The organism is Arachnia propionica (assembly GCF_003932785.1).
Lineage (GTDB): Bacteria > Actinomycetota > Actinomycetes > Propionibacteriales > Propionibacteriaceae > Arachnia > Arachnia propionica_B.
Genome location: NZ_RQYT01000028.1, coordinates 18,059 through 36,952 on the forward strand (window position 1 = coordinate 18,059; position 18,894 = coordinate 36,952).

16 protein-coding genes are annotated in these 18,894 nt (G+C 70.7%); 3 read left to right on the plus strand and 13 right to left on the minus strand.

Annotated elements, in window-relative coordinates; translation table 11 throughout:
* Window positions 1-47 precede the first annotated feature (47 nt).
* The 3 genes from EII35_RS10885 to EII35_RS10895 are packed head-to-tail and all read right to left on the minus strand — an operon-like array spanning window position 48 to window position 2,145.
* A complete protein-coding gene (locus EII35_RS10885; RefSeq protein ID WP_125228497.1) occupies window positions 48-686 on the minus strand; it encodes a hypothetical protein in 639 nt (212 codons plus the stop codon).
* Complete coding sequence (locus tag EII35_RS10890) at window positions 683-1,444, minus strand: hypothetical protein (protein WP_125228498.1); 762 nt, start codon at window positions 1,442-1,444, stop codon at window positions 683-685. The genes EII35_RS10885 and EII35_RS10890 overlap by 4 nt, the downstream gene beginning before the upstream one ends.
* Window positions 1,441-2,145 (minus strand): ABC transporter ATP-binding protein, encoded by a 705-nt coding sequence (locus EII35_RS10895; RefSeq protein WP_125228499.1) that lies wholly within the window; start codon window positions 2,143-2,145, stop codon window positions 1,441-1,443. The genes EII35_RS10890 and EII35_RS10895 overlap by 4 nt, the downstream gene beginning before the upstream one ends.
* A gap of 99 nt (window positions 2,146-2,244) precedes the next feature.
* On the opposite strand from EII35_RS10895, the gene EII35_RS10900 reads away from it, so the two are divergent.
* A complete protein-coding gene (locus tag EII35_RS10900; RefSeq protein WP_185744282.1) occupies window positions 2,245-3,075 on the plus strand; it encodes a sensor histidine kinase in 831 nt (276 codons plus the stop codon).
* A complete protein-coding gene (locus EII35_RS10905) occupies window positions 3,072-3,728 on the plus strand; it encodes a response regulator transcription factor (RefSeq protein ID WP_125228501.1) in 657 nt (218 codons plus the stop codon). Before EII35_RS10900 ends, EII35_RS10905 begins: the two co-directional genes overlap by 4 nt.
* 187 nt (window positions 3,729-3,915) lie before the next feature.
* Here the strand turns inward: EII35_RS10905 and EII35_RS10910 are convergent, their stop codons facing one another.
* The 6 genes from EII35_RS10910 to EII35_RS10935 all read right to left on the minus strand — a co-directional run bounded on the left by EII35_RS10910 (window position 3,916) and on the right by EII35_RS10935 (window position 11,891).
* Window positions 3,916-4,320 (minus strand): type II toxin-antitoxin system VapC family toxin, encoded by a 405-nt coding sequence (locus EII35_RS10910; protein ID WP_125228502.1) that lies wholly within the window; start codon window positions 4,318-4,320, stop codon window positions 3,916-3,918.
* Window positions 4,317-4,565, minus strand: a complete 249-nt coding sequence (locus tag EII35_RS10915) for a type II toxin-antitoxin system Phd/YefM family antitoxin (RefSeq protein WP_125228503.1) — start codon at window positions 4,563-4,565, stop codon at window positions 4,317-4,319. The genes EII35_RS10910 and EII35_RS10915 overlap by 4 nt, the downstream gene beginning before the upstream one ends.
* Window positions 4,566-4,607: 42 nt before the next feature.
* Complete coding sequence (locus EII35_RS10920) at window positions 4,608-7,988, minus strand: ATP-binding protein (RefSeq protein WP_185744283.1); 3,381 nt, start codon at window positions 7,986-7,988, stop codon at window positions 4,608-4,610.
* Window positions 7,981-8,811 carry a DUF4194 domain-containing protein gene (locus EII35_RS10925; protein ID WP_125228505.1) on the minus strand — a complete coding sequence of 277 codons (831 nt, stop codon included), beginning with the start codon at window positions 8,809-8,811 and terminating at the stop codon, window positions 7,981-7,983. Before EII35_RS10925 ends, EII35_RS10920 begins: the two co-directional genes overlap by 8 nt.
* Entirely contained in the window at window positions 8,804-10,303 is a 1,500-nt protein-coding gene (locus tag EII35_RS10930; RefSeq protein WP_185744284.1) for a DUF3375 family protein, read from the minus strand. Before EII35_RS10930 ends, EII35_RS10925 begins: the two co-directional genes overlap by 8 nt.
* 352 nt (window positions 10,304-10,655) lie before the next feature.
* Entirely contained in the window at window positions 10,656-11,891 is a 1,236-nt protein-coding gene (locus EII35_RS10935; RefSeq protein ID WP_125228507.1) for an ATP-binding protein, read from the minus strand.
* A gap of 436 nt (window positions 11,892-12,327) precedes the next feature.
* Between EII35_RS10935 and EII35_RS10940 the strand changes: the two genes are divergently transcribed.
* Window positions 12,328-12,753: a DUF3151 domain-containing protein gene (locus EII35_RS10940; protein WP_185744285.1), complete on the plus strand. Its 426-nt coding sequence runs from the start codon at window positions 12,328-12,330 to the stop codon at window positions 12,751-12,753.
* A gap of 116 nt (window positions 12,754-12,869) precedes the next feature.
* Here EII35_RS10940 and EII35_RS10945 read toward each other — a convergent pair whose 3' ends face one another.
* From EII35_RS10945 to EII35_RS10960, 4 genes are all read right to left on the minus strand, one after another.
* Window positions 12,870-14,855 (minus strand): hypothetical protein, encoded by a 1,986-nt coding sequence (locus tag EII35_RS10945; protein WP_125228508.1) that lies wholly within the window; start codon window positions 14,853-14,855, stop codon window positions 12,870-12,872.
* A 96-nt stretch (window positions 14,856-14,951) separates the two neighbouring features.
* Window positions 14,952-16,943, minus strand: a complete 1,992-nt coding sequence (locus EII35_RS10950; protein ID WP_125228509.1) for a hypothetical protein — start codon at window positions 16,941-16,943, stop codon at window positions 14,952-14,954.
* Window positions 16,944-16,999: 56 nt separating this feature from the next.
* On the minus strand, window positions 17,000-18,274 hold the full coding sequence (locus EII35_RS10955; protein ID WP_125228510.1) for a MinD/ParA family ATP-binding protein: 1,275 nt from the start codon (window positions 18,272-18,274) through the stop codon (window positions 17,000-17,002).
* Window positions 18,275-18,285: 11 nt separating this feature from the next.
* A complete protein-coding gene (locus tag EII35_RS10960) occupies window positions 18,286-18,537 on the minus strand; it encodes a helix-turn-helix domain-containing protein (RefSeq protein WP_185744286.1) in 252 nt (83 codons plus the stop codon).
* Window positions 18,538-18,894: the final 357 nt, after the last annotated feature.

The following is an 18,894-nucleotide window of genomic DNA, read 5'->3' on the forward strand; positions in this document are numbered from 1 at the left end:
CATTCTCCCACCCCCTTCCCATGGCGGCTGGCCCGGGCGCGACGGGGTCAGGCGTCGCCCGCGCGGAGCCACGCACGCAGGGCGGCAGCCAGTGCGACGGCGATCAGCCAGCCGACCCCCACCCCCGGCCGGACCCCGGCCCAGCCGCCGAGCGGGGTCGCGTCGGGCAGCCAGGCCATCGCGACCGGGAAGGGACGGAGCAGCCCGGGCGCGATCCACAGCACCGCCAGCACGGCGACCGATCCGGCCAGGACCGAGCGGGTGACCTCGGCCGCCAGGTGGGCGGCCATCGCCACCGCCCACAACCACAGCCACGCCCCAGCCCAGCCATCGAGCACCCCCAGCGGGACGCGGCTGGCGGCGGTCAGCAGCGCGGCGACGAACGCCGTCGCGACCCCCGCCACCATCCAACGGGACGCCCACCACACGATGCGCCGCGGCACGGCCAGCCACGCGACGCTCCGGTGCGGCCACTCCGCCGCCCCCAGCACCGCACCCGCCACCACCGCCGCGGCCTGCACGACGCCACGCGACAGGTCCGCCACCGCCGTCGCCGGGGCGCCGCCGCTGGACTGGCGGAGCAGCAGGACCACCCCGACGGCCAGCAGCACCCCGCCCGCCGTCGCCCAGCCAAGCGGCGGCAGGGTGGCACTCCTGCGGAGCTCCGCGCGCAGGGCCGCCCTCACGGCTCCCGCCTCCGATCCACCACGACGGCGAGGGCGAGCAGCACCAGCACCCATCCCGTCGCCACGATCGTCGCGACGACCACGCCCGGCTGAGCGGGGTCGGCGGGGGTGCGCATCATCGCCATCGCGGCGGTGTCCGGCAGGTACCAGGCCCAGCCCCAGCGCTGGGTCAGCAGGTAGCCGACGGAGATCACCGTCTGGTTCGCGACGAGGTAGATCAGCGGCACCAACCCGTCGCCGACGAGCGCCGTCACGGCGACGCCGAGCAGCCCGTAGAGCAGGATGTAACCCAGCCCGGCGACGCCCTGACCCCAGCGGGCCGCGTCCATGGCGGGCGCGTACTCCCCCAGCCCGGCCTGCGCGGCCAGCAGCGCCCCGAACGACGCCACTGCCCCGAGGCCGCCCAGGAGGAGAGCCGCGACGACGGTCTTCGCGACGAGGACCCTCGGGCGCGACGGCATCGCGAGCGCCGTCGTCGTCGCCTGACGGCCGCCTCCCAGCTCGTTCGGCATCGCGACCCGCTCCGCGCCGACGAGGACCACCCCGACGACGGCGGCCGCGGCGGCCGCCAGCAGCAGTTCACCGGCGCCGACGACCCGGAGGTCGTCGTGGCCGGGGACGCCGGCTGCGAGGTCGGCCCGCGTGCCGGAGCCGTTGATCCACGCCAGCAGCACCGGCGCCGCCACCCCAAGTAGCATCGCCCAGAGGACGACCTTGGAGGTCAGCGCCTTGCGGGTCTCCGCCCGCAGCGCCCTCATCGCGGGTTCTCCGAGGTCAGCGCGAAGTAGGCGTCCTCCAGCGACGCGTGTCCGGCGGTGACCTCGGCCATGGTGCCCGCGGCCCGGATGCGGCCGCCCGCGATGACCACGACGTCGTCGGCGACCTCCGCCAGCTCGGTCATGACGTGGCTGGACAGCAGCACCGTCCCGCCCCGGGAGGCGTGGCGGCGCAGCAGGGTCCGGATCCAGCGGATGCCCTCCGGGTCGAGGCCGTTGATGGGTTCGTCCAGCACCAGCACCTCCGGCTCCCCCAGCAGGGCTGTCGCGATCCCGAGTCGCTGCGCCATCCCGAGCGAGAAGGTTCCCACCCTCCGGCGGGCGGCGTCCTGCAGCCCGACCTCGGCCAGGACCTCCCGGACCCGCCCCCGGGGGATGGCGTTGCTGGCGGCCACCCAGCGGAGCTGGTCGACGGCGCGCCGCGCCGGATGGGAGCCGGAACCGCCGAGGCTGGCCCCAACGACGGTGAGGGGCCGGCTGAGCGAGCGGTACGGCCTGCCGCACACCTCGGCGCTGCCGGTGTGGCCGCGGTCGAGGCCGAGCAGGATGCGCAGCGTCGAGGTCTTCCCCGCCCCGTTGGGTCCGACGAAGCCGGTGACCCGCCCGGGGTGGGCCCGGAACGTGACCCCGTCGAGGATGGTTCGTCCGCCACGACGGCGGGTGATGTCAGTCACAGCGATCATGGCCCCAGCCCATCCGATTCCCCGGCCCGCCGCATCGGCGCGGGGGACTCGGCCCTGGGGCCGATGCCTGCCGCCGTCGAGCGCCGTAGGCTCGCAGGCATGACGTCTCGTCCCCTCCCCGTCGGCTGGGTGGCGGCCGGGCTGACGGTGGTGGCGCTGGCCCTGACGGGCGCCCCGCGCGAGTCGCCCCGGATCCCGCTGCTGCCGATGCTGCTGGTCGCCGCCGTCGGGGCGCTCGCGGTGTGGTTGGCGTGGCGACGCGGGGTGCAGCGTCGCCGCTACGAGCGGGCCCTCGCCGACGCCGCCGCCCACGACGCCGTCCTGCGGGAGCGGATCGCCATCGCGCGGGACCTGCACGACATCGTCTCCCACGGCCTCGGGGCGGTCACGGTGCGGGCGGAGGCGGGGCGGCGGCTCATCGACCTGGACCCGGAGGAGGGGCGCCGGGCCCTCGCCGAGGTGGTTGCGCTGAGCCGGGAGGCGACGGGGGAGCTCCGGCGGCTGCTGACCGTGCTGAAGGATCCGGAGGCGGCACCACTGCACCCGACCCCCGGCCTCGCCGAGGTCGCGGAGCTCGTGGCTCAGACCCGTCGGCGCGGGGTCACCGTCGACGCCGATGTGGCGACCGACGTCGCCGCGGCGCCGGGGGTTCAGCTGACGGCGTACACGGTGGTCCGCGAGGCCCTCGCGAACGTGTGGCGTCACGCCGGCCCGACGACGGCCAGGGTGAGCGTTGCTGTCGTCGATGAGATGCTGCTCACGCATGTCATCGACGACGGCCCGGTCCCGGGATGGGTGCCCGAGCGAGGGTCCGGGCACGGCCTGGAGCTGCTGCGCACCCGGGTCGAGCTGCACGGCGGCACCCTCCATCACGGGCCGCTCGGCGCCGGGTACGAGGTGCGGGCGTCCCTGCCGTTGGGGGAGCGATGATCCGGGTGCTGGTGGCGGAGGACCAGGCGATCGTGCGTCGCAGCCTCGCGATGATCCTGGCCGCGGAGCCGGATCTCACGGTCGTCGGCGAGGCGGCGGACGGCGTCGAGGCGCTCCGCCTGATCCGGGACCTGGTGCCCGATGTGGTGCTCATGGACATCCGGATGCCGCGGCTGGACGGGTTGGCGGCGACGGAACAGGTCGCCGCGGATCCCCTGCTGGCGGGGGTGCGGGTGTGCGTGCTGACGATGTTCGAGCTGGACGAGTACGTGTTCCGGGCCCTCAGGGCGGGCGCGAGCGGGTTCCTGCTGAAGGACACGGAACCGGAAGAGCTGGTCCGGACGGTGCGCCGCATCCACGACGGCGAGCAGGCGCTGTCCCCGTCGGTGCTGAAAAGGGTGGTGACACGGGCGGTCGGCGGGCGGAATCCGTCGCCACCGGAGGTGCTGACCCCCCGGGAGGTGGAGGTGCTCACCCTCATCGGCAAGGGCCTCAACAACGCGGAGATCGAACGCGAACTGTTCATCAGCAAGGGCACCCTGAAGAGCCACATCGCCCACCTGCTGACGAAACTGGACGCACGGGACCGGCCCCAGCTCATCATCACGGCCTGGGAGTCGGGGCTGGTCGGCCAGGAAACCATCGTCGACTGAAGGACGGGCCACGGCACGGGGTTGAGCCGGTATCGGCGGAGTGCCCACACGGCCCTCCTGGTTTCGCCTGCCTTGCCCTTGATTCGCCTGCCTTGAGTCGGAAACGCCTGCCTTCTTTCCATTCGCCTGTCAAACAAGACAGGCGAGCCGCTGAAATGGCAGGCGAATCGGCATCAAGGCAGGCGAATCATGGCACCTTCACCTCGATGAAGTCCTCCAGCCCGGAGAAGTCGTCCGGGTTCCGGGTCCACAACACGGCACCGTGCGCGTGCGCGGTGGCAGCGATGAGCAGGTCCATTACGCGCCGACGTGGTTGCCGTCCGGCCTCGACGACCGCAGCCGCCAGGCGGCCGTAACTGGCCGCGACCACCTCGTCCAGCGGCAGGGCATCGAATCGGTGCTGCAGGATGCTGAGCCGACGCAGGCGTTCGGCCCGCAGCTCAGCGGACGTGGCGACGAGGACCCCGAGGTGCAACTCCGCCAGTGTCACGGCACTGATCGCAAGAACGCCCGGGATCGGGACCACGTCCTGGGCGATCACGACACTCGTGTCCAGCAGACCCCGCTGCTCCCCCGACGCCTGTCCGGTCACCGCTCATCCCAGGGGTCGCGGATGCCGTCGGCCAGGAGCTCCCGGTCCGCTTTCCACTCGGCATCCGCAGGACCCGTGAAGAGATCCGACACATCGTCCCAGTGCCGCCACCTCGTCTCCCGGGCCGGCACGATCCTGGCACTCGGACGACCGGACACGGTGACGACGACTTCCTCGCCCTGCTCCACGCGTCGCAGCAGCGCGGAGGCGTCCTGCCTCAACTCACGGAGTCCGACGATGCCCATGACCCCATGGTAGCACTTGTGCTACCCATTGTTCGGGGCGGGTCAGCCTGGCGTGGCCGCCTCCTCGGGCTCCAAGCTGTCGTCGTCCTCGATCTCCTGGAGCGGCTGGATGTAGGAGTAGCCGGTCCGGTCGTTCTTCGTCACCGCCAGGATGAGGTCGCAGTGCGGCTCCAGACCCGTCACCTTGTCCAGCGGGGCCCCGATGATGAGCTGGAAGCCGAGCCCCCGCCAGGCCCGCACCGCCCGGAACGCGAACTCCCCGTCGGCCTTGATGAACCCCTCGTCCAGCAGGACCGGCGCGAACCTCGGCTTCGTGCGGGTCTCGTCGCCCAGCTGGTAGCGCAGGGCCGCGCCGACGATGAAGGACACCAACTCCTGGCTCTCGCCGCCGCTCTTGCCGCCGAGCGACGCGTAGGTGCTCAGCACCCGGCCCTCACGGTCGACCTTCGTGGCGGTCACCTCGATGTGGCGACGCACGTCGAGGAGGTCGTCGCGCGCCGACGACCCCTCCACCTCCGCCAGCGACGTGACGAAGGACCTCAGCTGCGCGAACCGCTCGTCCATCTGTTCGTCGTCCCACTCCACCGCCACATTCGACGACAGCTGCCGTAGCTGCCGACGGAACACGGTCAGCGCCTGCGGGTGCAGCTGCCGCACCGTGATCCGCAACCGGTCCTCGCCAGCCCCGAACGGCAGATCGCCGAGGATGTCGTTGACCGGGTCGAGCCGGTCGTGGATGTCCTCCAGGGCCTCCTCGAAGGAGTCGCCGAGCAGCTTGAGGTCGTTGCCACTCCACTCCTGGAAGTGTCGCTTGAACACCTGTCTGCGTTCGAACAGGCCGTGATGGATGATCCCGGTCAGGATCTCCGCGTAGTCCCGGTACGACGCGACGTCGACGCCACGGTTCGGATCCGGCCAGCGGTCGTTGAACCGCTCGAAGATCGTCCGCAGCTGCCCCTCGAGCATCTCGGCGCGCGCCGACTCCGTCCCCAGCTCGGTTCGGAGCCGCCGCCCCAGGTCCCGCATCGCGTCGCGGAGCCCCTGCCAGGTCACCTCGCCGCGGCCCTCCCGCAGCGCCTCGTCGAGATGTCCCTCGTCGTCGGCGTCGAGCCGCGCCACCCCGGCCCCCTCCAGCGCCTCGACCTCGAGGGCGACGGCGTCCTGACGGTCGACGATCTCGCCGTGCTCGGTGCGGAACCCCTCCAGCAACAACGTCGCCTGGTGGTGGGCGAGCCGCTGCTCCTCCCGCCGCGCGACCAGCGCGTCCAGGCTGCCCTTGAGCTCGGTGAGGATGTCGGAGTTCCGCAGCAGCGCCTCGTGGCGGGCCCGCAGCTCGGCCAGCTCCGCGTCGATGACCGCCACGTCGATGTTCTCCCACGCCGTGGCCAGCACCGTCGTGTGGGCGGCCTCCTCGCGGCGCAACCGCTCATGGGCCTCCTGCAGCCCCTCGATCTCCTCCGCCAGCCGGGTCCGTTCAGCGACGCGGTCTTGCAGCTGCTGCTGCAACTCCGCGACGCGGGTGGCGGAATCGAAACCGAGCACGGGACGCTGGTTGCGGTTCCAGCCGTGCGCGCCCCGTCGCCCCGACGACACCTGGCCACGGATCGTGACCTTCGGTTCGTCGCCGCCGAGCTGCTCGGGGCCGTCGACGCACAGATGGTCGAAACCCGGGCGCGACACCCGTTCCTGAACCCACCCGGCGAACGGGGAGTCGACCTTGAACCGCAGCCGCCCCGACAGGTAGCGCTCGTCGCCGGATTCGCGGAGCGGCAGCCCCAGCTCGACCCCCTCGAAGGAGATGCGACGCCCGAGCTCCAGCCCGTCGATCCGCTGCCGGATCTCGCGCTGCCGCCGATGATCCATGAGCAGGGTCAGCCCGACGCCACGCAACGTCACCTCCGCCGCCAGCCGCCACTGCTCGTACTCCGGGGCCAGATCCATCAGCTCCGCCGCGAACGGCAGCTCGGCAGGACTCATCCCACACGCCTCAGCGATGAGGTTGCGGGCCCGGTCGTGGTCCATCGGCACCAGGCCGGATCGGTGCCGCAGCGACTCCAACTCCTGACCGATGGCCTCGATCTCCCCGTCCAGCGCGGGCCGGGCCTCGATGCACCGGTCCCGACGTCCCATCAGGTCGGTGCTGGCCTCGTCGGCCCGGGTGAGGAAGTCGCGGGCCCGACGCTGCAGGTCCTCGAAGCCGGCCTGGTCGAGGTCATCGATGCCGAGCACCTCGGTACGTTCCCGGAACTCGTCGAGGGCGCGGGCGGCCCGCTCCCGTCGCGCCTCGCCACGCTCGATGTCGGCACCCAACGTCTCCAGCGCCCCGCCGCCGTTGGCCCGGATCTGTTCCTCGACCTGCCGGACCCGCTCATCGGTGCGTGCCACCGCCTCCCGGGCCGCGTCCACGGCGGCGGTGGCGTCGCGACGCTGGTCGCGGTTGCGGTCCTCGGCCTCGCGCAGCAGCCGTTCCTCGGCCCGCAGCTGCCACAGTCGGTACGGGGTGTGATCGTCGCCGGTGGTGAGGCCGTAGCGGTCGATCCGCTCCGCCCGCCCCTTCGCCTGCAGGTAGTCGATGTGGAGTCCGGGGATCGGGTCGAGGATGCGTTTCTTCTCACCGTCGGTCTCCAGGTCCCGGTACGACTGGTCCAGGCTGGCGAACTGCTCCAACACCCGCTCGGCGGCGTCGAAGGTGCGGGGACGTTCCAGCACGAGCTCCTTGTAGAGCCGGTCGACGGTCTTGACCTGGTGCCCCGCCTGGATGCGGGCGAGCAGCCTCAGGGCCCGCTCCCCCTCACCACTGGACCCGATGCCGAGCCGCGAGGTGACGGCGTCGAAGAAACGGGTGAGGGTGTCGTGGTGGACGATGGCCGGGAAGTGGGTGCGCATGACGCGCGGGTCGAAACGGCTGGCGGCGACGGCGGCGAGCTCCTGCAGGTCGATGTCACCGGGGATGGTGAACAACTTCATCGTGACCTCGGAGGTGTGACTCGCCCCGACCGGCACGTAGTAGGTCCGCAGCGGGGTGAAGCGGCGCCCCAGGTCGTCCTGGAAGGTCATCGCCAGCGCACCCCAGATGGGGGCGTCGTCGCCGCGCAGCACCTGATCGGTGCCGTCATCGGCGGTGTCGCGTTTCCCCTTGAGGTAGGTGAGGACGTTGCGTTGGCTGGCGTCGCGGGCCCGACCCACCGTCGCGTTGTTGGAGGCGCCGTTGAACGGCACCGATGAGGGCATCATGAGGGCCGTGTACGCGTCGAGGAGGGTGCTCTTGCCGGTGCCGGAGCCGCCGGAGATGAGGGTGGTGCCCTCGGCGATGTCGATGCGTTTGTGGCCGTGGAAGCCACCCCAGTTGACGACCTGCAGGCAGCGGGCGCGCCACTGCTGGGTCTCGTCGGCGAAGCCGGGAAGCGACGGGGCCTCACTCATCGCGGTCCTCCTCGGGCAGGTCGGCGTCCAGGTCGTCCTCGTCATCCGCGGCCTCGGCGGCCCGGGCCGCCTCGATGGCAGCAGCCTGGTCGGGGGTCAGGTCGATGAGCGACGGTTCCGGCTCGGGTTCGTCGGGGGTGGGGTCGTTCTGGCGTTGCAGCCAGGCGAGGAGTTCCTTGAGTCTCCCGATCGGCAGCAGGGTCTCGATGACGGGCGAGATGACGAGGCGGTCCTCCTCGGCGGTGCGCTCCAGGATCCCCATCGCGCGGAGGTTCTCGATGGCGTTGCGGGTGCGCGACTCGTCGCCGTAGACATCCGTCGCCGACGGGGGCCGGTACCGCGCGACCGCGTCGATGCACTCCTGCCGATCCACCCACACCCGGCCGGAGCCGGTGCTCTCGGCGAGGTGACGCTGCCTCAGGTGGACCATGAGGACGGTCTCCTCCCGGGTGTAGGAGGTGTCGCGCAGCAGCGTCGGGAAGCGACGCGGCACCTCGGAGCGAACCTGCACCTTGTAGGCGACCCCGCGTTCCGCGTCCATGACGAGGTCGAGGAACAGGTCGTTGAGGCGGCTGCGGAGGATGCGCCGGTTGCGGACGAGGGTCTCCCAGGCGCGCGGGTGGCGGTCGCGGGTGATGAGCGGGGTGCGGATGAGCCCGACGAGGCACTGCCGCACGTCGAGGGGCAGCTCACCGTCGTCGCCCTCGAACAGGGAGAGGGAACTGTCCCGGGTGTCGTCCTCGACCGCCTCCGGGTCGATGAACCCGTCGTCGACGGAGGTTGGCTCGTCGAGGATGTCCGGGTGCTCGTCATGGTCAGCCATGGGTGTGTCCCTTCGGGGTGCTGAACTCGTGCGCTGTGACGGGGACCTCGGGCAGGAGGAGGTCGCGGGAGGTGCCGTCGGGGCGGATGGTGGTGACGGGGGTGAGCGCGTCGGTCTCGCCCTCCCACAGCCCCAGCCGGGTGAGGACCTGCAGCAGCCCGAGGATCTCGACGGGGCGACGCAGGTGGTCGGGGAGGGAGTTGAAGGCCTCGGAGAGGGTGGTCGCACCATGGTCGGTGAGGGCCCGGCGGAGGGCGTCGCGGACCTCGGCGAGGAGGGGCCCGCCGTAACGGCGGACCTGATCCAGCGACGGCGGCGGCGGGGCGCTGGCGTCGACGTCCTCGAGCGCGGCGGGCGGGAGGTCGTCGGCGGGGTCGTGGAAGCGGGTGCGCAGATGATCGGTCTCGACGCGGCCGGGCATCCAGGGCATGGGGACGTAGTCGCGGGGGCGGGCGTCGGTCATCCAGGTGGCGAGCTGCTGGTCGAGCTGCCGCAGCACCTGGCCGAGTTCCCGGTTGGTGCGGGAGTCGACGGCGGTGAGGTGGTCGGCCAGCGCCCGCGACGCCTTGTGCTGCTTCTCCTGCACGTTGCGGACCCCGGTGCGCATGATGGAGGCGGCGGCGAGGAACTCCTTGCGTTCGCGTCGGGTGAGGCCGATGGCCTCGGCGAAGGGGTGGTCGACGATGGCACGCAGGTCGCGTCGGAAGCTCGCGAGGAGGGTCTCGTCGCTGAGGATCGCCAACGCACCCTCGAAGGCCCTGCCCTGCTCGGTGCTGGCGGTGAGGTCGCGGCTGGCGGCGAGGTAGTCGTCGAGGACCTCGCCCTTGGGGCGTTCCTCGGCGCGGAAGTCGCGGATCATGTCGCGGTGGATGCGGTCGATCTCCTCCTCGACGCGACGGAAGTCGCCGGGGAGCTGGGACAGCAGGTTGCGGACGTTGAGGTAGCCGCTGAGGACCTCCTCGTCGGAGGCGGCCCGGAGTTCACCGCCGGAGGCGAGGCGGGTGTGTTCGGCGGTGAGCCGGGCGATCTCGTCCTCGAGGGCGGCGATCCGGGCCTCGCGGTCGGGGTTGGCGTCGAGGGCGGTGCGGCTGACGGCCTCGACGATGGTGGTGAGGCGGGACTCGCTGATGAGGGCCCGGTCGCGGGACATCTCGTCGAAGACCCGTTGGGCGGTGAGGGTGGCGGAGGTGAGTTCGTAGACCTCGCCGCCCTCGTCGTCGGGGAGGCGACGCAGCCAGCCCTCGCGCATCCAGGCGCGGCACAGGCCGAGCCCGTGGGCGCCGGGTGGCAGTTCGTGGCCGAGGCTGGCGAGTTCCTCGAGGTGGGCGTCGACCTGCGAGTGGAGCCGGTCGGCGCGCACCGACTTGGTGTGCTGGGGGAAGCAGGTCCGGAAGGTGGCCATGGCGAGCCACGACCACTTGTACGTCACGAGCCTGAGGGTCGGCCCCTCCCCCGCCTCCTTGAGACGGGCCACCTCCGCCGCGATGCTCACATCACCCCTCCTCCGGTCGCGCCCCAAGATGGTACCCGCCCGCCACGTCCGGGGGCTCCCCGCGGGTGCGTCGGGGACATCCGACGGACGCTCCGGCACCTTCCAGAGCCTCCCGGGGCCGACCGGAGCCCCCGCCGGACCAGGCCCACGCCAGACGAGAACCACTCCAGGCCGGGGAACGACTCGCGGATGCCCAATTCACGTCACCTGCACCCGCCCTACCTCCATGAGCACGAACCGCCGCGTTGCTTCCACGAGACCCCTCTTTGAAACGTTTCAAGCGAAGCAGAACGGCGGTTCGTGACCGGATCGAGCGCGGCATGAGGCCTGAAGCACGAGGGGGTGGGGGCCGTCAGAGTCCCCGCCACAGGGCCGCGATGGGCATGGCCCACAGCCGCTCCCCCAAGGGGAAGGACATGGTGCCGGTGTGCAGGACGAAGCCCCTGACGAACTGGTCGCCGATCTGGTCCCGCAGCCACGCCAGGTGTCGGGCGTCGCGTTTCGTGGCCGTCATGGCGGCCTTGACCTCGATCCCCACCACCGCGCCCACCCTGGACTCCAGCACGATGTCCACCTCATGGGATCCGTTGGTGTCGCGAAAATGGAACGCCTCATGGTTGGGCCGCAGCAGGGGACGCAGCTGCGCCATGACGAAGGTCTCGATGACTCGTCCCAGCCGATTCGCGTCCAGGAGCAGGCCCTGTGCATCGTCGCCAGCCAGATGCATGGCCATTCCAGGGTCGACGAGATGCAGTCTGGGCGCCTTCACTGCCCGACGCAGCCGGTTGACACCCCACGAGGGAATGCGTTCGATGATGCGGAGCTCCTCCAGGAGGTCGAGGTGGGTCCTGACCGTGCGCTGATCGACGTCAGCGAACTCAGCGAGCGACTGGAGCGACGGGAGTCCGGCAGTGTTCAGGGCAGCCGCACGCACCAGGCGGAGCAAGGCCTGGGGCCTGCGCACCGTCTGGAGTTCCTGTGCGTCGCGATGCACGAGCTGTTCGACGTATCCGTCGTACCAGCGGGCGCGACCGCGAGCACTGAGCCCGACGGCTGCCGGAAACCCACCCCGGGCTGCCATGGCCACGTGGTCGACGAGACCCGGGGCGTCGCGGAGCTCCCCCACGGGAGGGTTGTCAACGGCGAAGAGACGCTCCAAAACCTCGTGACCTCGAGGACCGTGCTCGATCTCCGCCTGGGTGAGACCGAACATGGGGACCGGGACGATCCGACCCGTCGCAGGCCAACCGGCTCCGCTGAGCCGGGAGCGGACACTTCCGGTGATGAGGTAGCGCCCGGGGGTCGCCCCGGAGTCGACCGCTCGCTTCACGGCACCCAATGACTCGGGGGCACGTTGCCACTCATCGATCAACACAGGGGGCAGCATGGCCGCCAGAACCTCGTCCGGGGCCATGGCCAGGGCACCTGCTTGCTCCGGTCGATCGAGACGAAGCGTCGAAGCGGCCCGGCGCAGAGCCGTCGTGGTCTTGCCGCACCCCCTGGGGCCGGTCAGCATCACGGCGGGCAGCTCCTGCAGCACCTCATCCAACAGGGTGTCCACGAAACGTGGGATGTAGTCGTCGGGCATGATGCTCCTTGAGGGACGAACACTGCCATCGTAGCCCTGATGCAGCTGTGACACGGCTCCCAATGCTGTTTTTGCACACCTTCTGATGCTGTTTCAGCACGGCTCCTGATGTCGATCCAGCACGACCCCAGCCCCGACCACCCCGCCTCCCGGTGAGCACGAACCGCCGCTTTGCTTCCACGAGACCCTGTTTGAAACGTTTCAATAAAAGCAGAACGGCGGTTCGTGACCAAGGGCGCGACGTGAGGGGAGGCGACGCGGGCCTGCGGTCCGTCGTTCGTGACCGCTGGAGCGGGGGTGAGAGGGGACCCAAGCAGGCGTGCGGACAGGCGCATCCACTGCGGTCGCCCCAGCCCCCGTCAGTCCCTCCCGCCAGGACGCCATCGTGACGCTCCTCGTCACGATCCCCCCACCGCGCACCCTCTAGACTCGGGTCATGACTGGGACGCATCCGAACCTCATGGCCTCCAACTTCGTCGTTCACCTTCCTGAGGATCCCGCGACCGCACTCGTCGAGCAGGGCGACCTGCTGGACGCGACAGCCGCACACCCGTCGTCGTCGCTGTGCTGGGCGCTGCTCGCCGAGCAGAGCCTCGCCGAGGACACCCTGAACAGCACCCTCGCCGCCTACGCCTACGCCCGCACCGGCTACCATCGCGGGCTCGACCAGCTGCGTCGCAACGGCTGGAAGGGGTCGGGGCAGGTGCCGTGGGAGCACGAGCCCAACCGGGGTTTTCTCATGAGTCTGTGGCTGCTGAGCGTCGCGGCGGGCCGGATCGGCGAGACCGACGAGCAGCAGCGCTGCGCCCAGTTCCTCCGCGACTCCTCCGAGACGGCCTGGCAGGAACTCGCCGGGGCCTGAACCCGGCAGCCCCGCCGCTGGTCGAGCCGGGTCCGCAGCCTACGGACGGAAAGGGGCGGGCTCAGGCGGTGTGCCCTCCGTTGGTCCGTTGGGGAGCCGAGTCCCCGACGACCCGCTCAACCCTGCTCGAGCAACCCCAGGCAACGACGCAGCGTGGCCTGTTTCTCCTCGTCCTCCCGGATCGAGGGTGCCAGCCGCCGGTCGTCGTCCAGCAGTGAGCGCAGTCCGAGGAGGACCTGCTCCGCGATCCCCGGCTCCCGCTCCCGCAGCAGCCCACACAGCTCCACCTCCAGGCCGGGGGTCCAGCCGTCGCGAAGCTCACGGGCCACCAGATCCACCGTCTCCTCGGCTGACAGTGGCCAGGGTTCACCCAGGCCGAGCAGCACACTCCCGCACACCGCGCGGTCGTACTCGGCCTCTCGGATCAGGGCGCCCAGTCGGGTCACCAGTTCCGCACGCTGCGCGTCGTCGATGCGTCCGATCCACTCCGCCGCCAACCTGGCCGCCTTCCCGGCGTAGAAGTTCTCCACGACCAGCAGGTCGACGATCCTCGGCCAGGCCTGACGAACCGGCAACACACCCGCGTCGACCAAGCCCTTCACGCAGGCGACGGTCACGTCCTCGTCGCTGTCCTCGTCCGCCAGAAGGCCCTGCCACCAGGCGATCAGCTGCGGGTGGTCCCGCTGCGGGAAACCGTCGTCGAGGGCCTGGTCATGGTTGGGTCCGCATGCCTCCAGGGCTCTCTCCCAGTCCGTCACCTCCCCGGTGTGACGGGCCAGCCGGATCAGGTCGTCGGTGTTCTCCGCCGCCGCGCGGGCCGCCTGCAGGTCAGCTTCCGTGTCGGCCCAGTGGGGGTTCGCCGGGTCCCACCGCTTCGCGACGGCGCGCAGCGGACCCTGCAGGTCGTCCGGCCAGGTCGCGATCCATTCGGCGAGGGTGCGCCCGGTGAACTCGTCGTCGGGTTCTCGGGTGGTCAGGTATTCGGCCACCACCTGCGCCAGGATCTCCCCCGGAACCACGTCGGCCTCCTGGAAGGCCGACCCGATGGGGGCTCCGATTTGCGGTTCGATGGCCACGTTCAGGTCCTCATCCGCGAGGTCTTCGCCCTGCTCCAGGCCCCACCGCAGCGTGGCCGCCAGGTGGTTCTCCCAGCGAGGATCCCCGGCGACGGCGAGGGCATGGGCGACGCTGGCTCGAGGATGGGTCCACCCCTCAACGGGGCCGTCGAACCGTGAGGCAGCCCCGTCGAGGGCGTCGAGCACCTCAGGGGTACGGGGCAGGCGCAGCAGAAGGGTGATGGCGTCCTCAGCGGGCAGGGTGTCATCACGGGTTCCGGCGAGAACCTGTCGGATGGCATCACAGGTGGCCGATCGACGGCGGTCAGCGGCGTCGAGGAGTCCGATCATCACGGATTCGGTCGGCTCGAAGGCGGCCAGCAGTTCGGGGCCGCGCGGGACGTCGCCGAGCCAGGCGACGAATTCGTGTTCCTCCACCAGCACCTGGTGGGTTGCCACCAGTGCGACGTCCTGGTCCGTTGCGGTGCCTGCTGCGAAGCGGCCGAGGGCAGCAGGCACCGCGAGGCGAGGGTCATCGCTGCCCGGGAACAGGCCGTGATGTCCAAGGGCCACCGCGGCGGCCCAGGCGAGGTCCCCGTGATCCTCGAGGGCCGAGATCAGGGCGTCGGTGAGTTCCGGGGTCGGCGGGCCGATGAGGGACACGACCTCGGCGGCCGCCACCACTTCGTCGCCTCCGGCCGAGATGAGAGCCGCAAGCACGGGGTAGGAGGCCAGCAGCACGGAACGCATGTCCTGTGCGGTGCTGCTGGGGTTCTCGACGACCGCCTTGGCAGCGCTCTGGATGAGGGTCAGGGGTGGTTCGGGAGGCAGTCCGTCGGCGATCATCGCCACAGCCACCTCGACGGTGGGCACGGCAGCCGCGCAGAGCCCACCCTGGTGCAGGACGGAGTACTCCAGCTCATCCAGGGCCTCCTCGTCGCCCGCGGCCATCTTCTCGATGAGCGTCGGCACGTTGCGAGCGGACCCGTAGGCATGTTGCAGGGAGTCCCAATCGACGGCTTTCAAGGCCTTCTTCCACATCGACATGGCGTGATCCTATCCCGACCGAAGGCCGTGGGAACACGTACCCAACCCGGTTTCCTGCGCGTCCTCTGGGCCCTCAGCGTCGCCCCGACGACCCGTTCAGCCCTGCTCGAGCAACCCCAGGCAACGACGCAGCCTGGCCTGCTTCTCCTCGTCCTCCCGGATCGACGGGACGAGCCGCCGGTCCCCCTCCAGCAGTGCCCGCATCCGGGACGCGAACTGCTCCGTGGCCTCCGGTTCCTGATCCCTGAGCAACTCGCACAACGTCACGGCGCTGTCCGGCCCCTTGTAGTTGGTGAGCAGGTCGCGGATCACCATGGTGGCGGTGTCCTCCGGCGACAGCGGCCACTGCCCGCCCAGCCGGACCAGCACGGTCCCGCACTCGGCCCGGTCGTACTCCGCCTCGGCCACCACCGTCGCCAACCGCTCCACCAGCCCTGCCCGGGCGGTGTCGTCGACGCGGTCACTCCACTCCGACGCCAGCCGGGCGGCGTCACCGACGAAGTAGTTCTTCGGCGTGACGAGCGCGACGACGCGGTCCCAGCCCTCGGCAACGGGCATCGCCCCCGCCTCGACGACCCCCTTCAACGCCGCCACCTGCTCCTGCTCGTGGTCGCTGTCCGCGAGGATGCCCTGCCACCAAGCGACGAGTTGCGGATGGTCACGTTCCGGGAACTGCTCATCGACCTTCTCGTGGTGCGTGCCCTCGGTGGCGGCCAGGGCGGCGAGCCAGTCGTCGAGAAGCCCGGTGTGCCGGGCCAACGGGATGAGGTCGCGGGTGTCCTTCGCCTCGTCGCGGATGCGTTGCAGATCCGCCTCCGAGTCGGCCCAGTGCGGGTTGAGCGGATTCAGTCGTTTCGCGGCAGCCCGCAGCGGTTCCTGCAGCTCGGCGGGCCAGGTCGCCGCCCACCGCGCCACGCTCCACCACGTGAACTCCTTGCCCTGAGGGTCGAGGACCTCCAGCGCCTCGCCGATCAGCGTCGCGAGTTCCCGCCCCGGAACCACACCCACCTCCGCCAGGGCGATCCCCAACGGCGAGTGCACACCAATATCCTTCGACGCGTACAGCTCGGTGCTCTCCGCCTCGTCCCGGTGCTCCAGCGCCCACCGGATCGCGGTCTCCGCATGCCGCTCCCACCGGGGATCACCTGCCTCGGCGAGGATGAGGGCGGCGCTGGCGTGTGGCTGACTGAGGAGGATCTCGCCGTCGAACCTCGGGGCGGCTTGGTCGATCGCGTCGAGCACCTCCGGGGTGCGCGGCAACCGGATCAGCAGGTCGAAGTCGTACTCCCCCACCTCCTCACTGCTGGTGAGGAACTCGGCCACCCGGGACGCGACGGCCGGGGTGATGGAGCGGGAACGCTCGGCCGCATCGAGCAGCCCGTGGGCGACCTCACTGCTGGGCTCCATCGCCAGGAGGACCTCCTCGCCTCGCGGGACGGAGCCGATCCAGCTGGGGTTCTCACGCTTCGTGACGAGATCCGCATGGGCGGCGACCAGTTCGACGTCCTCCCCCGTGGCATGGCCCGCCTCGAACCGGCCCAGGGCGGCAGGCACCGTGAGACGGGGATCGTCGCTGCCCGGGAACAGGTCGTGATGCCCCAGCGTCCGTGCCGCCACCCACGACAGCTTCCCGCCCGAGTCCAGCGCGTCGACGAGGGCAGCGGTCAACTCCGGCCCCGGGGTTCCGAGATGCACGACGAGATCCGCCACCTTGACCGCGTCCCGACCCCCGGCGGCCAGCACCGGGATGAGGACCGGGACCGCCTTGTCGAGGGCGACACGCGTCGCCTCCACCACGTCGGCACTCCCCAACCCGTTCCCGACGGCCTCCGCCGCCGTCCGGATCAGCTTCAGCGGCTGTTTCGGCGCCACCCCGTCGCCGATCATGGCGGTCACGACCTCGACCACCGGCACTGCCGCGGGCCACAGGCCGCCCTGGTGCATCGCCGAGGCCTCGATGTCGTGGAAGGCCCCCTTCTTGCCCTTGGCAAGCTTCTTCAGCAGGTCGGGGAGGTCCTCGGCGGTGCCATAGGCGTGCCTGAACGACTTCCAGTCGACGGCCTTCATGGTCTTCTTCCACGTCGTCACGTGTGGTTCACCTTCCTGCTGCATGGCATCCGGGTCGGACTGGTCGCCGTTCGCGGTCAGAGGCCCTGCGCGACACGGGCGGCGGCCTGCAGCCAAGCGAGCCGGGTCCCCGGCCGGAGCGCGTCCCAGCGGAGTCGTCCATCCACCATGGCGGGGTCGAAGGGGATGGTGCTGACGCTTCGTGCGATCTCCCGGAAGCCGCTGACGACCCGATCGACGTCGCGTCGGTGGGCCGTGGGGTCGGCCTGGTTGATGATGACGGCGGCCTGTTCGGCGAGCCGGGCGCCGTGGTCGCCCTGGGCGGCGAGGCTCTCCAGCAGCAGCGCGCCCGATTCGGCGTGGTCGTCGCGGGTGGTGGTGGCCATGACGAGCTGGTCCGTGTGGTGGATCATGCGACGCCACATCGGGTCGGACTCGTCGTTGCCGGAGTCCATGAGCACGAGCCGGTAGTACTTGCACGCGACGCGGTGGATGGCATCCACGTCGTCGGCGGAGATGCGCTGCGCGGAGGCCAGCTCCATCGGCTTGCTGCGCAGCACGTCGTAGCGGTCCTCGGTCTGGTGGTGGACGTAGTGCGCCAGATCCGCGGCCTGGGCCTGGGTGGACAGGAGCTTCCCCGTCGCGGGCAGCAGCTCCAGCAGGGTGCCGTCGTGGGGGCCCTGCTCGGTGCGCCAGCCGAGGGTGCCGCGGGTCTGGTTGTTGTCCCACGCGAGGACCCCGGCGCCGCCGTGACGGGCGAAGGCCGCGGCGAGGAGCGCCGTCGTGGGGGTCTTCCCGGCGCCGCCCTTGCCGTTGACGATGGCGATGGTGCGGGGGCCGGGCCAGTGACGGCTCACCATGCTGATGGCGGCGCGTTCGGTGAGTTCCTGGTGGCTCGGTGGCATCCGGATCCCGACCCTGCCCATTGCGCCGCGCCAGCCCTGCGTCGCGGGTGCCGGCTGGTTCTCGGAGCGGAGGAAGGAGTTCTCCCGGGCCCGCCGCGCGACGACGGGGGGAGAGTCGAGGAGCCCCGCTGACGACGGCGAGGGGGAGGAGACGAACGGTGACGGTTGCGCCGCAGGGGCCGGGGTCGGGGGCGGCACCGGGGTGGCGGGGGTTGGGTTGGTGGTGACGAGTCCGTCGGGATGGACGAGGAGCGAGAAGACCTGGCCCTCGCTCTCACGGGCCTCGAGGGAGATCACCTCGTTGGTGCGTCGGGCGTGCTCGATGACGAGCGTGAGGCAGGCGCGCCGAGCATCCACCACCGACCCCGCTGTGACGAGGCGTTCGGTCTCGTCGTCGATGACGACGCTCCCAGTACCGTCTGGACGGACGGTCGCGATGGCGGCCATGCGTGTTCCTCTCAAAGGTTGTGATGGGTCGGCCCCGCGTCAGGTTCGACCTGCATGACGGGGGAGTTGAGTCCGGCAGCGAGGGAGTCCCTGAGATCGTCGCGAACCACGAACCAGAGGGATCCCAGCTTGTAGGCGGGGATGACGCCGTGACGGATCCACTGGTACACACCGCGTTTCGTCATGCCCAGCAGGTCCGCGGCCTCCTGGATCCCGAGGAGCTTCGGCACGCCCTCGAAGACCTCATCCAGACGAGATGTCACGGCACCCTTCCTCATGCGACAGCCACCACGACAGAACAGTACGCGATGTGTAACGAAATGTCACTGCATGTAACTCTGACGTCAGCGATGACACTCTGCGTCGCTTCATCCCTCCCCACACCCCCATGGTGCCCGAGGAGGGGTTCAGTGCCTCTGGGGCCGACAGCGACGGCAGTCACGCTATCGACGGATCCGACGGATCGCCCGTCGTCCATTCGGCGGGCCAAGACGTGCATTCACCGCTCCGGAGGGCCGTCCAGCTCGTGGGTTTTAGCGTTGGAGGTGGTTGTGGGTTGTTCGGGATGGTTGTTTGAGGCTTGTCAGTCGTGGTGTGAGGGTGGTGTCCGGGGTGGGGCG